Source organism: Nocardiopsis exhalans (genome assembly GCF_024134545.1).
Taxonomy (GTDB): Bacteria; Actinomycetota; Actinomycetes; order Streptosporangiales; family Streptosporangiaceae; genus Nocardiopsis; species Nocardiopsis exhalans.
Genome location: NZ_CP099837.1, coordinates 490,935 through 504,307, shown reverse-complemented (window position 1 = coordinate 504,307; position 13,373 = coordinate 490,935). Strand labels below are relative to the sequence as shown.

Annotated in this window: 17 protein-coding genes; 9 read left to right on the top strand and 8 right to left on the bottom strand. The window is 64.3% G+C overall.

All coding sequences use genetic code 11. The features are described from left to right. The first annotated feature begins 226 nt into the window (after positions 1-226). The 4 genes from NE857_RS02250 to NE857_RS02235 all read left to right on the top strand — a co-directional run bounded on the left by NE857_RS02250 (position 227) and on the right by NE857_RS02235 (position 4,607). On the top strand, positions 227-583 hold the full coding sequence (locus tag NE857_RS02250) for a DUF6507 family protein (protein ID WP_254419567.1): 357 nt from the start codon (positions 227-229) through the stop codon (positions 581-583). A 50-nt stretch (positions 584-633) separates the two neighbouring features. After that, positions 634-2,898, top strand: coding sequence for a hypothetical protein (locus NE857_RS02245; RefSeq protein ID WP_254419566.1), 2,265 nt, complete (start codon positions 634-636; stop codon positions 2,896-2,898). 89 nt (positions 2,899-2,987) lie between these two features. Further along, a complete protein-coding gene (locus tag NE857_RS02240) occupies positions 2,988-3,710 on the top strand; it encodes a hypothetical protein (RefSeq protein WP_254419565.1) in 723 nt (240 codons plus the stop codon). Next, entirely contained in the window at positions 3,711-4,607 is an 897-nt protein-coding gene (locus NE857_RS02235; RefSeq protein WP_254419564.1) for an immunity 49 family protein, read from the top strand. A 77-nt stretch (positions 4,608-4,684) separates the two neighbouring features. Here the strand turns inward: NE857_RS02235 and NE857_RS02230 are convergent, their stop codons facing one another. From NE857_RS02230 to NE857_RS02215, 4 genes are all read right to left on the bottom strand, one after another. Beyond that, a complete protein-coding gene (locus tag NE857_RS02230) occupies positions 4,685-5,269 on the bottom strand; it encodes a DinB family protein (protein WP_254419563.1) in 585 nt (194 codons plus the stop codon). Between the two features lie 103 nt (positions 5,270-5,372). Beyond that, a complete protein-coding gene (locus NE857_RS02225) occupies positions 5,373-5,807 on the bottom strand; it encodes a hypothetical protein (protein WP_254419562.1) in 435 nt (144 codons plus the stop codon). Continuing rightward, positions 5,804-6,202, bottom strand: coding sequence for an ATP-binding protein (locus NE857_RS02220; RefSeq protein WP_254421840.1), 399 nt, complete (start codon positions 6,200-6,202; stop codon positions 5,804-5,806). The genes NE857_RS02225 and NE857_RS02220 overlap by 4 nt, the downstream gene beginning before the upstream one ends. A gap of 310 nt (positions 6,203-6,512) precedes the next feature. Continuing rightward, positions 6,513-7,067: an ATP-binding protein gene (locus NE857_RS02215; RefSeq protein WP_254419561.1), complete on the bottom strand. Its 555-nt coding sequence runs from the start codon at positions 7,065-7,067 to the stop codon at positions 6,513-6,515. Positions 7,068-7,330: 263 nt separating this feature from the next. Here NE857_RS02215 and NE857_RS02210 point away from each other — a divergent pair, with 263 nt between their 5' ends. The 3 genes from NE857_RS02210 to NE857_RS02200 all read left to right on the top strand — a co-directional run bounded on the left by NE857_RS02210 (position 7,331) and on the right by NE857_RS02200 (position 9,182). Further along, a complete protein-coding gene (locus NE857_RS02210) occupies positions 7,331-8,203 on the top strand; it encodes a helix-turn-helix domain-containing protein (RefSeq protein WP_301184294.1) in 873 nt (290 codons plus the stop codon). Further along, on the top strand, positions 8,187-8,372 hold the full coding sequence (locus NE857_RS02205) for a DUF397 domain-containing protein (protein ID WP_254419559.1): 186 nt from the start codon (positions 8,187-8,189) through the stop codon (positions 8,370-8,372). The genes NE857_RS02210 and NE857_RS02205 overlap by 17 nt, the downstream gene beginning before the upstream one ends. Positions 8,373-8,588: 216 nt before the next feature. Further along, on the top strand, positions 8,589-9,182 hold the full coding sequence (locus tag NE857_RS02200) for a hypothetical protein (RefSeq protein WP_254419558.1): 594 nt from the start codon (positions 8,589-8,591) through the stop codon (positions 9,180-9,182). On the opposite strand, the gene NE857_RS02195 is transcribed toward NE857_RS02200, so the two are convergent. The 3 genes from NE857_RS02195 to cutA form a co-directional block, all read right to left on the bottom strand. Then, entirely contained in the window at positions 9,152-9,808 is a 657-nt protein-coding gene (locus NE857_RS02195) for a GNAT family N-acetyltransferase (RefSeq protein ID WP_254419557.1), read from the bottom strand. The genes NE857_RS02200 and NE857_RS02195 overlap by 31 nt on opposite strands. 69 nt (positions 9,809-9,877) lie before the next feature. After that, complete coding sequence (locus NE857_RS02190) at positions 9,878-10,459, bottom strand: hypothetical protein (protein ID WP_254419556.1); 582 nt, start codon at positions 10,457-10,459, stop codon at positions 9,878-9,880. Continuing rightward, positions 10,456-10,803 carry a divalent-cation tolerance protein CutA gene (cutA, locus tag NE857_RS02185; RefSeq protein WP_254419555.1) on the bottom strand — a complete coding sequence of 116 codons (348 nt, stop codon included), beginning with the start codon at positions 10,801-10,803 and terminating at the stop codon, positions 10,456-10,458. Before cutA ends, NE857_RS02190 begins: the two co-directional genes overlap by 4 nt. Positions 10,804-10,864: 61 nt before the next feature. On the opposite strand from cutA, the gene pyrE reads away from it, so the two are divergent. Beyond that, positions 10,865-11,398: an orotate phosphoribosyltransferase gene (gene pyrE, locus NE857_RS02180; protein ID WP_254419554.1), complete on the top strand. Its 534-nt coding sequence runs from the start codon at positions 10,865-10,867 to the stop codon at positions 11,396-11,398. A 119-nt stretch (positions 11,399-11,517) separates the two neighbouring features. Here the strand turns inward: pyrE and NE857_RS02175 are convergent, their stop codons facing one another. Next, a complete protein-coding gene (locus tag NE857_RS02175) occupies positions 11,518-11,901 on the bottom strand; it encodes a RodZ domain-containing protein (protein WP_254419553.1) in 384 nt (127 codons plus the stop codon). Between the two features lie 432 nt (positions 11,902-12,333). Here NE857_RS02175 and fbaA point away from each other — a divergent pair, with 432 nt between their 5' ends. Further along, positions 12,334-13,356 carry a class II fructose-bisphosphate aldolase gene (gene fbaA, locus NE857_RS02170; RefSeq protein ID WP_254419552.1) on the top strand — a complete coding sequence of 341 codons (1,023 nt, stop codon included), beginning with the start codon at positions 12,334-12,336 and terminating at the stop codon, positions 13,354-13,356. Positions 13,357-13,373 lie beyond the last annotated feature (17 nt).

Here is a 13,373-nt window from a genome sequence, read left to right as displayed (position 1 = left end):
CGCAGACACCAAGACCCTCTCCGGGATACAGCGGTTCGCTAGGACGAGAAAAGCGTGTTAACAGGGCTGTCTCCAGAACGCGTGCCGTTATTGGTTCCCTCCAAGCCCGTGCAGCCGAACTGAGCATGACCGAAGCCACCGCGACCAACCTCTCCGACGAACAGTCCGCGGAGCCGGCCGAGTTCCATCCTCATCGGTTTCGCGCCAGCCCTGAAAGGGATCAGTCATGAGCAGTTGGGATATCGATCCCGTGGGGATCTCGATCGCCTTGACCAATGTCCAAACCGATCTCGGTGCTGGAGAGGAAGGCGGCGGTCTCTCCGAAAGCGCTGGCCGGGTCGATGATCAGCTGGATCGGGCACTGATGACGGCGAAGAGCGCACTGGTCGAAGTTGAGCTGATGCGCTTCATGAATCAGGTCCAGACGCAGACCAGCAATATTTTCCTGCATGGACTGTCCTGTGTGACCGCTGCGGGCGAGGCGACCCAACTCTACATCGACGGTGACCAGGAGATGGCATTGGAGTCTCAAAAAACTGCGGGCAACATCGAGAACCTTGGACTAGAGGAAGAGGCTGGGTAATGCCTGGAGGCGGGAATTTAACCAAAACCCAGGATGGGGTCAGCGAGCTTATGCTCGACCTGATCAAACCAGAACAGATCCCCTACCCTCTGGCTGATGAGACCCACATCTCCGCTGCGGCCGTTCGCATTCGGTCCGGCGGAAATCAGATCAACAACGATACCGAAGACGCAAGGAACTCTTGGCTGCTTCTGTCAGCTCACTACAAGGCCCCGGAGGAAGAGACCCTCTTCGCTGCCATGGATAAGGCAGTGGAATGGAGCGAGGAGGTCGAAAGCGACCTGCTGGTGGTCGCCGACGCCTTGGAAGATTACGCCGCGGCTGTCACCATCGCCAAGAGCACCTTGTCGAGTCTGCGCACCGAGGCCAGGGAGTTCGTTTCTCAGTTCACAGACAGCGACGTGTGGTGGGTTCTCCAGGCTGTGGGCAAAGCTGACCACGAATCCCTTTTAAAGAACTCCGAGATCGCAAGGAATGTTAATCAGGCCTGGTCTACTTACAACCAGGCAGAGATCGATTGTGCTAACGCGATCGCAGCTGTGTGTGGAGGGCCCGAGTACGCGCCGCCGGACCAGGCCACTGAAGCCAATGGAAAGATCCCCTACGGCCTGGCCAGCGACGCTGGTCAGCTTCCCACCGACCTTTGGGGCCTCGTCAAACGCGGCGGTGTCGACAGCTGGGAGTGGGCCAAGAACGGCGACCGACCGTGGCCCCTCGACTGGGCTCTGGACTACAGCACCGCTTCCATGGAAACCCTCTTTGTGGACATCATCTGGGGCACCGGCGTCACAGCTGTTGCCGCGACCGGTCACTGGAGCCCGAACAGCGGGTGGACACTCAACCCGATCATCAGGGTGAAGAACCAGGGCGAGTTCTTGTTGGAAGGTGCCGAGGGAGCCCTGGCCCTGGTGGGGCTGCACGGCCCGGGCGGGTGGCTGTTGAGCCCCACTGGAGGGGAGGACTACTGGGGTTGGGATAAGGAAGAGGCCAAGAGCAACGCCGGAACTGCCTGGGGCGACATATTCGAGGGCTTCACCGGATGGTCCCACCGCAACACCAATCCGGGCACTACCGCTGGCGTCACCTCGGTGAACGTGGCAACCCTCGGTGTCGGCGGCATCGCCCGTAGCGTGCGCAGCATCTTTGGGCTGGATGGCACACCTGGCAGTGATCAGAGTCTCAAGTACGGGGAATCCGTATGGGATCAGAACGCATCCGGTTTCGGTGAAGGACCCTCACCGGGAGCTACGAATGGTCCTGGCGGCCCATCCCTGAACGAGCGCTTTGACGACATCGTCGGGGACCTGGACTTCGACTTCAGTAGCCAAAGCAACGGACCTTCAGGCCCGACCTCACCGACCTCACCGACCTCACCGACCTCACCGACCTCACCGAACCAGGCTCCTTCTGCTGGTTCCCCGGTGTCCCCCAGTACCCCGCCACCCTCAACCCCGACCGCCCCCACGACACCGTCGCCGGACCAGAGCCCAACCAGTCAGTCCCCCTCTCAACAGAACCCAACCCCCCAAAGCCCCGCCCAGCAGGGCGACACCCGCAACGGGGGCGAGAACGACACGTCCCGGAACGGTGACCAGCGCTCCGAAGACGGCCCCCGAACCGATCGTGAGCGCCAGGACAGCGACCAGGATCGGGACAGGGCAGACCGAACCCGCGAGGACGGGGACGGTCAGGCCGCAAACGGGCGTGGTGACAATGAGTCCATCGATTCGCGTTCGGAGAACAGCTCGGATCAACAGACCCGGTCGGACGATGATCAGAGCGTTTCACCCCTCGCTGAGGCCAGGGGAACGGATGATGGCACTTCCACCACGTCCAACAACGAGACGAGCAGCAGCAGAGGGAACACCTCCGAGGATTCGGCTTCCAACTCGAACCAGCAGACCCCCGGAGGCGGAAGCAACAACGGAGGGGGAGCTCAGGCAACGGTGGCGGCGACGGAGGCAGCCCGGTCGCCTCGAACGCAGGAGGGCCCGACGACAGCAACAGGCCACCCAGCCCGAAGACCCTGGCCCAGTTCAAGACGCACCGATGGAACGGTGACCAGGACGCCTTCTTTCGGGACCTCGAAAATCTCATCAACGATCCCAACAACAAGGATGTACTCAGAGAGTACTATCGGGAGAAAGACGGTCATCGCCACTCCATTCACACCAGGGTTGGCGCAGAAGAGCTACCCCTTCCAAAAATCACAAAGGATCCCAACACCGGACGATGGACCCCTCTCGCTTCGCCAATCCCCCCCGACTTTCTTGGCGACAATATCAAGACGGCCATCAGTGACAAAAACTTCCTGAACGACAAACTGACCGCAAAAGAATACTACAGAAGGGAGGACCTTCGCCTCAGATTCAATCAGCTCCAATGGCTGGCCGAGGAGCGGCGGGTGAGCATCGACGCAGTCAAGGCGGCAGAGACCAAACTTCAGAAAGCAGAGTCCGACCACGGCAAGTATGAAAAGGACGGGAATAACCACACGAACGTCGCGAAGGCAAAGAAAGAGTACGATCGCCTTAATTCTGAAATGTCGATTACCTCCGAACTCCTCGGAGAGAAAAGCGCGGACCTGGGTGCGCGATTTGCTTTCGATGGTGGGACCCTCAGGGACTCCAAGGGGAACCCCGTCACGCGAGAGGTGGTTGACCTGGATGGAAATAAAACTCTCGTAGAAATCGAAAAACCCGACCTGACTGATGCGGTGCTGCTGAACCCGTCACCCCTGGCCCCGGCTAACGGAAACAACCAGTTTGACCTCATCTACCGCACCAAAGATGGGATCGTTATCGTCGAGGCGAAGGGCAGCAAGCACACTGACCTCGGCGAAACCACCCACTACCCACAGTCGGGGAAGCCTGTTAAGGTGATGCAGGGAAGGAAGGAGTATGTGATGGAAATCGCCAACCGAATGTGGCAACGCGGAGAAATATCCCTAGCTACGGAAATTATCAATGGAGTCAATAATAAATCTCTAAGATACGCTCTCTTCAAGGGGAATCCCGATGTCGCCAGAGGAGTGGACGGGAATCCAGTCATAGAATCCGAAAGAAGCACTCCCATTGCCGACGGGTTCTTCTATCGAATGTTTGATATTTACGGATGGAAAACCTGAATGATTTTCATTGATCGAGTTTCGCAGATTTCTCCTGACGTGCTGAAGAGTGATGCACAGAAAAATATTGAACTGAGAAAGGAGTTCATCGATAACCTAGTGCGCGATGCTGAGTCTGCTGACATCTATCTCTGGTTCATGCACCGATTCGCCAGTGAAGCTTTGGTCGCTGACCCTGTGTGTGATCGGTTGGAGACCTGGGAGTCGTGGGTTGCTGCGATGCAGTACTACAACGCGATGTTCGCGGTCACCACGGCTCCGCCAGGTGAAGAGGTTGAGTGCCTCATCGACCACAAGTCACGGAAGTTGGTGGCGACCGGTCCTCGATACTGCACCAATGCCGAGAACTGGCAGACCGCGTTCTACATGGCGGTGGTCTGTCGGGACGTTGAGCGGATCCGTTTCCTGGCGGGGATTCCCGTGGAGCTGTTGAGGGAAGCCGGGGAGAGTGACGGGGCGCAGTATCTCGAGTACGCCTACGAGTGGGTGGGCGCTCTACAGGCGTTGGTTCATGATGATCCCGAACTCCTGGTAGAGCGACTGGGCCGAGCCATGGAGCTGTCGGACCCCCGTCGCGTGGGCATGGAGTCGGCCGATCGTGGTCTGAACCTGTTGGTCTTTCCGGAGATGGATCTGCTGCGGAGTTTCCTGAGTGGTGACCCCGAGGAGTTCGAGCAGACCCTGGTCCGAGGGCTGGAGTCGTTCGGTGAGTTCCACACCCAGACATGGGAGGGGAAGGACAATCTTGCGAGTCTGCTCCCCCTGGGGTTGCTCGCGTTGGCTTGCCTGGGCTTTGACCGTGCGCGGCAGGATCCGTCATTCCGGATGGACGTGCGCTCGGACTACCTTCCTGAACACCTGCTGGACGCTGCCTGGTACGGAGAATTTCCCATCTGAACCTGAAGCACTGTCCGGAGGCAGACGCTTTGCTGGATCAGCGGTCACAGCTCGCATCAAGTCACGTGAGACGACCTTTAAGCCTTGAGCGGGGCGACTGACCTGGCGGCCTGTTCGACCTTGGCTCGGTAGGCCGCGCGGACTGCCTCGTCGATGGGCTGCTCGTATTCGGGGCGTAGGCCGGTCCGGCCGTCGAGGGTTTCGCGGAGGATGTCGGCGTGTCCGGTGTGTCGGAGGGTCTCGCCGAGGACGTGGGCCAGGACGGCGAACAGGTTCGTGTTGGGGTGGGGTTCCGGCCACCACGGGACGTGGCCGGGGGCGTCGATGGGGAGCTCGTTGATCGTCGCGTCCGAGTGTTCCCACGTGCGTAGGTAGAACTCGATGATTTGATCGCGGTTCTCGTGCTCGTTCGCCCACTGATCGCTGCCGTCGGAGTCCTGCCACCGGCACAGCGGTTCGGGGGAAGGGCGGTCGAAGACCTCGCCGAAGTACCTGGCCTCGACGGTGGCCACGTGTTTGACCAGGCCGAGGAGGTTGGTCCCGGTCGCTGTCAGAGGTCGGCGGGAGTCGTATTCGGACAGGCCGTCGAGTTTCCAGAGCAGCGCCTTGCGGTCTCGGCGAAGTCTTCCGTGCAGGTTGGCCTTCGCGAAGTCATCGATCACGGGGCATGAGCCTGGCACGGGCTATTCGTGGCCACAAGGTTCCGAACATCCACAGGCTGCGGATGGAAGTTTCCACAGCCTGTGGACAGAGTTCCGGCCTTGACTACAGGAGTAGTGCGGTGATGTGGCTGACCACCATCCCGGCGGCCAACGCCATCCCGAAGGTCAGCGTCGAGGCCGCCCACTCGCTGCGCCACCAGTGTGGGGCCCGGTGGCGGCCGCGGGGCTTGCGGGGCGGGAACGGGTCGCCGGGGTCAGGGGCGGGTGCGGTTTCCCAGCGCTTGGCCTGTTTGGCTTTGCGTTCGGCGTGTTCGCGGCGGTCCTTGTCCACGGCCATCCATTCGGGGACGGCACCGTTCCTGATCCGGTGGGCGACCCTGGGGTTGCCTGACATCTGCCGGATCAGGCGCTGTTCGCGTTCGGCGAAGGTCTCCGGGGCCGTGGCGAACCTGCGGGGTGTCGGTGCGGGGGTTCGGGTGAAGCGGGCCCCGTGTGGGGCGGCCAGCACTGACCTGACCCTGGTGTCTACGGCGGTCATCGCTGAGCACCGCCCAGCGCGAACTCGGCCCACACCGCCATGCCCAGATCCGCGCAGAAGGGGAAGGGCACGACCGGGTAGGCGCCCCACCTGGAGGCGAGCATGTCCACCATGAGCAGGCCTCGGCCGCGCTCGGCGGTCAGCCACTCCTGCTCGGTGCGGTCGGTCGGGATCGCCGGGGCGGACTCGCGAGCGCCGTCGTCCACGACCACCAGGCGCAGCACCCCCGGCTCGGACTCGAAAAGTGCGCGCAGGACCCGGCCACCGGAGCCGCCGGAGCGCGTGTGCTCGATCGTGTTGGCCACGAGCTCGCTGGTGCAGAGGGTCAGCGCTTCGATCAGGTCTTCGTTGAACCCGGTCAGGTCGGTGCGCAGGTCCGCGCGCACGGTGCTCATCTGGGACAGGTGTCCCGGATAGATCCGCGCCTGCCAGCGGGCAGGGCTCAGGTGAGGCACAATGGACATGTCGACAACTCTTTCTCTAAGGGGTGTTTGTCGGCCTGCTCTGGGGGTGTTTGCCGCACCCGCCAGAGCTTTTTTCTTGGGTGTTGAGGATTCAGCGCGTGGCCGTGATGGTGTGACCGCAGTAGCGGCACGTGGCCGTCGCTGTGTTACCGCGCTTCACCGGTGGTTGGTCCGGGATGTAGTCGTGCCCGTTGGTGTCTGAGCAGGTGGTCTGGTTGTCCATGCCGCCCTGACCTGAGTCCTAGAAGTAACTCCAGGGGTTGTCGCTCAGGTCGTAGGGCAGGTGGAACCAAACCTGGCGGTTCTGGGTGAGTCCGTTGTCGCCCCACTCCGATGCCAGGGCGTTGATCATGGCCAGCCCGCGTCCGGCGTTGACGTTGGCGTCGAGCCCGTTCGGGTCGGCTGTGAGGTAGCGGGGGTTGTCGGGGGTGGAGGGTGTCGGGGTGTTGACCCCCTGGTCCTTGCAAAGCAGGCGGAGCTCGTCCCGGAGTCGCATGCAGGTGAGGGTGTAGTAGCCGAACCGCTCCCCCGAGCGCGTGTGCCGGATCGCGTTGGCGGCAAGCTCGCTGCCCAGGAGGGTGAACAGGTCCTGGTAGTCGGGGTCCTGCCGCTCCGCGCAGGCGTTCAAGAAGGCGCGTACCAGCGGCATTTGAAGGGGTCCGGCCCCGAACTCGTAGCGCCGGTTCCGGAAGGGCGCCCGCCCCGAGTTCGAGTCGAAGTAGTGCCGGTACTTGGACTGGACCGTTGCCAGGAGGGGCACCGTCACCTCCGGAAGGTCCAGCGTCGAGGCGCTCACACGCTCACCTCCAGGCCAGCGGAGACTGCCACACCAGCCTCGTCCTGGATCACGAAGCGCCGCAGCCGGGAAGCCCGGCACTTCCCCAACTGCCCAAAAGGGACAGGAAGCCACGAATAATGAGCAAAAAGCAACATAAGGGATAACCCCAATTTGCACAGTAGAAACGAACAGCTCAGGTCCCGTCTATGATGCACAGACCAACCCGCTTCATCAACCGAAAATTAGGGTTTCCCTAAAAAATACCCGTCTAGGATGTCGCCATGCGCTCCCCTACGTACAGCCCCACGGTTCGGCGCCGCCGACTAGGAATGCAGCTCAGGCGCATGAGAGAGGCCGCTGGGCTCACCGCCACCGAGGCGTCCGATCGTTCGAAGATCCCCCGGACGACGCTGGGAAAGATCGAGACCGCAGAAACCCAGAAGGTCCAATCAGGCCACCTGGATCGCCTGGTCGAGCTCTACAAGGCTCCCTATGAGGAAGCTGAAGCGCTACGCCAGCTGGCCCGCGACGCGGGAGACAAGGGCTGGTGGTGGAGGTATCGGGACGTCTTCGGCCATGGCGCCTTGCCAGACTTCGAGACCGAGGCTTCCCTCATCAAGACGTATGAGGTCGCTACTATCCCGGGGCTGCTCCAGACACCCGAGTACGCTGCTGGGATCTTCCAGGCAGGCAACTTGACGGCGTCGGAGCACATAGACCGCCAAGTCGAGGCGCGTATGCGCCGCCGGGAAATCCTCCACCGGCACGAGCGGCCACCTCAGTTGTGGGCGGTGATCGATGAGGCGGCCCTTCGCCGCCCGATTGGTAGCCCCGGCGTGCTCGCGGGGCAACTCGACTACCTCGCTCGCATCGGGCAGAACGCGAACATTCATATCCAGGTGTTGCCGTTCTCCGCCGGTGCATACTCTGGGATCGGCAGCCCATTCACCATCCTGGAGTTCCCAGAGCCCCTCGATCCCACCATCGTGTACACGGACACCGTGACCGGCGGGCAGTTCGAAGAGGCTCCCGAGGATGTCGAGCAGTACGTCGTGACCTTCGGGCATGTACAAGGCACGGCAGCCAGTACCGTCAGGAGTGCCCAGATCATCGAGGGCATTCGAGAAGAGAGCACCCATGGCACCGACACCTGAGTTCCGCAAGAGCAGCTACAGCAACCAGGCTCAGAACTGCGTGGAGGTCGCCGATCTCCTCGGCCAGCACCTTGTCCGCGACACTCAGAACAGGGGTGCCGGCCACCTCGGTTTCGCCGGATCGGAGTGGACCGCCGCCCTCCGCGCCATCCGTGTTGACCGGGTCTAAACCCCTCACTGAACCAGCTCCGCCCCCGGCTACCTGCCGGGGGCTTCGGTGTTTCCAGCCGGGGAGGGGAAGGCGTGGTGGCACGAGGAGGGACAGCATGCTGGCGCTGGGACGCTCGCACCACACTTTATTCACCAGAGAACACAGGAGCCTCAAAGCGGCATATAGGCCCCAAAATGCAAAGCACGCGTCGATAGCGGTTGGTAGCTTCCAGGAATGATCGCGCGTTTTGCTGGGTTCTTCGTCGCTTCGGTGTTCGGGTTGGCCTTCGTTCTGATCAACAGCGGGCCGCCGCTGCCTCCGGCGGTGTCGATGGGGGTTCGGGGCCTGGCTGTGGCTGCCGCCGTCGCCATCGTGGGGCTGGTTGTACTCAGGGTGCGGAAGGAAAATCGGTCAGAGGAAGGCGACGCTCCCCCGGGTGCACCCCGCTTCGGCGCCTTCTTCGGGGTGGTCACCACGATCGAGGTACTGCTGATCATCGGCGGGGCACAGACCATCAGCCGACTCGACGCTGTCCCCGACCAGGCCGGGGTGGCCTGGGTTGCGCTCATCGTCGGGCTGCACTTCTTCCCACTGGCCTGGTACTGGAAGCAGCCCGAGATCCTGTACGTCGCCGGGTACGGCACTGTGCTCGGCGGAATCGGCCTGGCTATGGCGCTGCTGGGCCACCCGGACTGGGTACCGCTGGTCAGCGGGGTCGTCACCGGGACGGGCTTCCTGCTCGGCCCCCTCGTGGTGCTGATCCTGATGAACCGCGGGGCCGGGGCGTCCACCGCGCGTCAGTCGGGCAGTTCACCCAGTCCGAAGTAGGGCAGGCACGGTTCCAACCCCTCGACGGTCACCGGAACTGTGCGGTGCTTCTCCCAGTTCTCCCTGGTCAGCCGGTACCGGTCTTCGCTGACCTGTTGCCCCCGGACCGCGACCAGGTTGTTCCCGTCCGGTTGGTAGCCGAGCTTGCGCGTCACACCCCGAGAGGCCGCGCTGGTCTTGAAGACCTCCGTGACCGCAGCCTCCGCCCCCAGGTATTCGAAGGCCAGGTGCAGCACGGCAGCCCGCATCTCCGTACCGAACCCCTTGCCCTGGTGGCGCTGGGTCAGCCACGAACCGGTACCCACCTGACGGGTGATCGCGAAGTCCTTCCCCGTCATGTCCTGAAGGCCGATCACAGTGCCCTCGTGCACCACAGCCGCGTTGAACGTCCACTTCTCGGGTGTCCACGAAGCCATGGCCGACCAGTTGTGCTGGATGACGCCGGCCGCCAAACGGCGGGGCGTCTGGTCGGTCCACGGGACGATGAACGGCATCCGCTCCGGGTCGTGGATGCCCGCGACGGCGGCTTCGGCCAGCTGGGACAGGTCAGTATCGGAGGGCATCCGCAGTTGGAGGCGGGGAGTGTTCAGGCGTAGCCCCATCGGGGGGAAGTGGTCCGCGATCATGTCCTGATGATGGCTACGCCCGGCACCGCTGTCATCTTGATTTCGGGTGCCCTGGGGGCGCAGTGGAGGTCAGAGGAGGAGTTCGTCGATGAGTGCGGCGAGCTCGGCCGCCGCCTTGGACCGGTCCCCCGTGGCGTCGCGGACCGCCCAGCCGCGCATCCCGGCCAGGTGCGCGGGGTGTGCGAAGGCCGGGTCGGTCAGCAGGTAGCCGCAGGGCGCGTCCGGCCAGTCCGGGACGGTGGGCAGGCGCTCGGTGCGGTAGGCGGCGGGTTCGCCCTCGCGGGGCGGGACCTCGGTGAGCAGCTGGTTCTTGGCGATGTCGGTGCGGGTCGGGCTGCCGGGTTGGGGCAGCGGGGCGTCCACCAGTACATAACCGTGGACGGGGCGGTGCGCGGAGCGCTGAGCCGCCCCCACAGCACCCAGGAGCGGACCGCTGTCCCCCTCGGCGACCAGGACCGCCGGAGCCCGGTCAGCGGCCAGGCGACCGATCTCCAGGCTCGCCCGGGCGACGTAGCGGGCGGCGTGCGGAGCGGTGTCGTCGTCCGGGATCTCAGGGAACACCGGGGTGTGCCCCTGGGCGGAGAGCGCCTCGGCAGTGCCGAGGAGCGAGAAGGGGGCGCGGAGGGTGGGGGGTAGGAGAACAGTGATCACGCGGAACCACCAGTGCGGGTCTCGTCGCGGACCCAGGCCAGGTAGGCCGGGTTGCCGCCGGTCACCGGTACGGCGACGATCTCGGGGACGTCGTAGGGGTGTGTCCGGACCAGGTGCGCGACCAGATCATCAAGGCGGTCCGCGGCGGTCTTGATCACCACCGTCCACTCCTCGTCGGCCTGGGTCTCGCCCTCCCAGCGGTAGAAGCTCCGGATCGGCCCGCCCACCTGGGCACAGGCCGCAAGCCGGTGCTCGACCACCGAACCGGCCACCGACTCGGCGCCCTCGCGGCTGTCGACGGTGGTCTCCACCCGGACGACTCCGGTGTCTTCCTTCACTGGCATCCCCTCCGGGGCGGGAGCCCAGGTCCGCGCGGCCCCACCCGGTGTTCTAGGCTCACTGATCATGAGCGAACGTGATGAACTCCTGCGTCAGATCAACGATAAGGCGGTCGTGCGCGGGAAGGTGACCCTGTCCTCCGGCAAGGAGGCCGACTACTACGTCGACCTGCGCCGGATCACCCTGGACGGGGAGGCCGCGCCGCTGGTCGGCTCGGTCCTGTTGGACACCGTCGAGGACCTGGAGTTCGACGCGGTGGGCGGTCTGACCCTGGGCGCGGACCCGGTGGCCACCGCGATGCTGCACGCGGCGCACGCGCGCGGGCGCAAGCTGGACGCCTTCGTGGTGCGCAAGGCGGGCAAGGCGCACGGCCTGCAGCGCCGGATCGAGGGACCGGACGTCAAGGGGCGCCGTGTGCTGGCGCTGGAGGACACCTCCACCACCGGCGGTTCGGTGCTCACGGCCGTGGAGGCCCTGCGTGAGGCGGGCGCCGAGGTGGTGGCGGTCGCGCTGATCGTGGACCGCGGCGCGCGCGGGAAGCTGGAGGGAGAGGGCCTGGAGTACCGGCCCGTCTTCGAGGTGTCCGACCTGGACGTCTGACCACCCCGGTGACCAACCCGGTTGATCGCCCCGGTGATCACTGACCACTGACTGCTCGCGGTGGGGCCTTCGGGCCCCGCCCCGGTCAGGGCTACGGGGTCAGGACCAAGGGATCAGGGTTACGGCTTGAGGGTGAAGCTGTGCCCCGGGTCGCGGTCGGAGATGTCGCGGTGGTCGCCGTTGACGTAGACCTCGACGGCGGTCGGGTCGCCGATGGTGACCTCGAGGCCGTTGGCGTTGCTGGGGTAGTTCACGGAGCTGCCCTGGGTGAGGTCCTGGTCCAGGAGCACGTCCCCGCCGGGGACTCGGACGAACACCTTGCTGGACTCGCCCACCACGCGGATGTAGAGGACGCCCATCTCGTCGGAGTCCACCGCGTCGGCGGCCGCCTCGGAGGCGTTGGCGCTGACGCTGGTTCCGGTGCCCGGGAGGGCTCGGTACAAGAAATAGCCGCCGAGGGCCACCAAGGTGACCAAGAGCACGACGGCACCGACGATGGCCATCACCTGACCAACGCCACGAGGATCGTTCCTATGCCTTCCCACGGCGATGAATGTAGCGCGTATCACGACAAAAAGCGACAGCAGTCGCCCAGAAGACGCAGCTTCACCATCATTCGTGACATAGCCGTGCAGAAACCCCTGACCCATCCGGCACCCCCGCCCCAGCGCTCCTTCCTGTCCCCGTAAGCTGCGGGTACGTCGCCGATCCTGAGCTTTTTGGTCTAGACCTTTCCAACGGCTCCGGCTATTCGGGATACTTGGACGACGCCCGGTGGACACTTCCGGACACGCGGCCCGCGGGCCGCCCCCAACGGTCTGGTTCCCTCCACCGGGACAACGCACGTGGGGTGCCGTCAGTACGCGAGAGCTCGGCAGGCGAGAGCATCGCGCTGGCGGCCGCTCGCTCCAGGCCGAACCAGGGAGAGTCAAGCCATGCCCATCGCCAGCCCCGAGGTCTACACCGAGATGCTGAGCCGCGCGAAGTCCGAGGGCTTCGCCTACCCGGCGATCAACGTGACCTCCAGCCAGACGCTGCACGCCGCCCTGCGCGGCTTCGCCGAGGCCGAAAGCGACGGCATCGTCCAGATTTCCACCGGTGGTGCGGAGTTCCTCTCCGGCGCTTCGGTCAAGGACATGGTCACCGGCTCGGTCGCCTTCGCCGAGTTCGCTCGCGTCGTCGCCGCCAAGTACCCGGTGAACATCGCCCTGCACACCGACCACTGCCCCAAGAACAAGCTCGACGGCTTCGTCCGCCCACTGCTGGAGATCTCCAAGGAGCGCGTGGCCAAGGGCCAGGAGCCGCTGTTCCAGTCGCACATGTGGGACGGCTCCGCTGTCGAGCTGGAGGAGAACCTCCAGATCGCGGACGAGCTGCTCGCCGCCTCCAAGGCCGCCCGGACCATCCTCGAGATCGAGGTCGGCGTCGTCGGCGGCGAGGAGGACGGCATCGTCGGCGAGATCAACGAGAAGCTGTACACCACCCCGGAGGACGCCCTGCGTACCGCCGAGGTGCTGGGCCTGGGCGAGAAGGGCTACTACATGACCGCCCTGACCTTCGGCAACGTGCACGGCTCCTACAAGCCCGGCTTCGTGAAGCTGCGCCCCGAGGTCCTCAAGACCGCCCAGGACGCCGTCGCCGCCAAGTACGGCAAGGCCAAGGCCTTCGACTTCGTCTTCCACGGCGGCTCCGGCTCCACCATGGAGGAGATCCACGAGGCCATCGACTACGGCGTCGTGAAGATGAACATCGACACCGACACCCAGTACGCCTACACGCGTCCGGTCGTCGACCACATCATGAAGAACTACGACGGCGTGCTGAAGGTCGACGGCGAGATCGGCAACAAGAAGGCCTACGACCCGCGCGCCTACGGCAAGGTCGCCGAGGCCGGGATGGCCGCCCGCGTGGTCGAGGGTGCCCAGCACCTGAAGTCCGCCGGCAACAAGATGAAGTAGGGGCCCGGTAGGACCCT

Excerpts from the sequence above, each read along its gene's own strand:
- NE857_RS02175 (WP_254419553.1), bottom strand. The coding sequence starts at position 11,901 with ATGGCCATCGTCGGTGCCGTCGTGCTCTTGGTCACCTTGGTGGCCCTC.
- NE857_RS02225 (WP_254419562.1), bottom strand. The coding sequence starts at position 5,807 with ATGACCGCCGTAGACACCAGGGTCAGGTCAGTGCTGGCCGCCCCACAC.
- pyrE (WP_254419554.1), top strand. The coding sequence starts at position 10,865 with ATGAGCGAACGTGATGAACTCCTGCGTCAGATCAACGATAAGGCGGTC.
- fbaA (WP_254419552.1), top strand. The coding sequence starts at position 12,334 with ATGCCCATCGCCAGCCCCGAGGTCTACACCGAGATGCTGAGCCGCGCG.
- NE857_RS02195 (WP_254419557.1), bottom strand. The coding sequence starts at position 9,808 with ATGATCGCGGACCACTTCCCCCCGATGGGGCTACGCCTGAACACTCCC.
- cutA (WP_254419555.1), bottom strand. The coding sequence starts at position 10,803 with ATGCCAGTGAAGGAAGACACCGGAGTCGTCCGGGTGGAGACCACCGTC.
- NE857_RS02220 (WP_254421840.1), bottom strand. The coding sequence starts at position 6,202 with ATGAGCACCGTGCGCGCGGACCTGCGCACCGACCTGACCGGGTTCAAC.
- NE857_RS02235 (WP_254419564.1), top strand. The coding sequence starts at position 3,711 with ATGATTTTCATTGATCGAGTTTCGCAGATTTCTCCTGACGTGCTGAAG.
- NE857_RS02205 (WP_254419559.1), top strand. The coding sequence starts at position 8,187 with ATGGCACCGACACCTGAGTTCCGCAAGAGCAGCTACAGCAACCAGGCT.
- NE857_RS02245 (WP_254419566.1), top strand. The coding sequence starts at position 634 with ATGCTCGACCTGATCAAACCAGAACAGATCCCCTACCCTCTGGCTGAT.
- NE857_RS02250 (WP_254419567.1), top strand. The coding sequence starts at position 227 with ATGAGCAGTTGGGATATCGATCCCGTGGGGATCTCGATCGCCTTGACC.
- NE857_RS02210 (WP_301184294.1), top strand. The coding sequence starts at position 7,331 with ATGCGCTCCCCTACGTACAGCCCCACGGTTCGGCGCCGCCGACTAGGA.
- NE857_RS02200 (WP_254419558.1), top strand. The coding sequence starts at position 8,589 with ATGATCGCGCGTTTTGCTGGGTTCTTCGTCGCTTCGGTGTTCGGGTTG.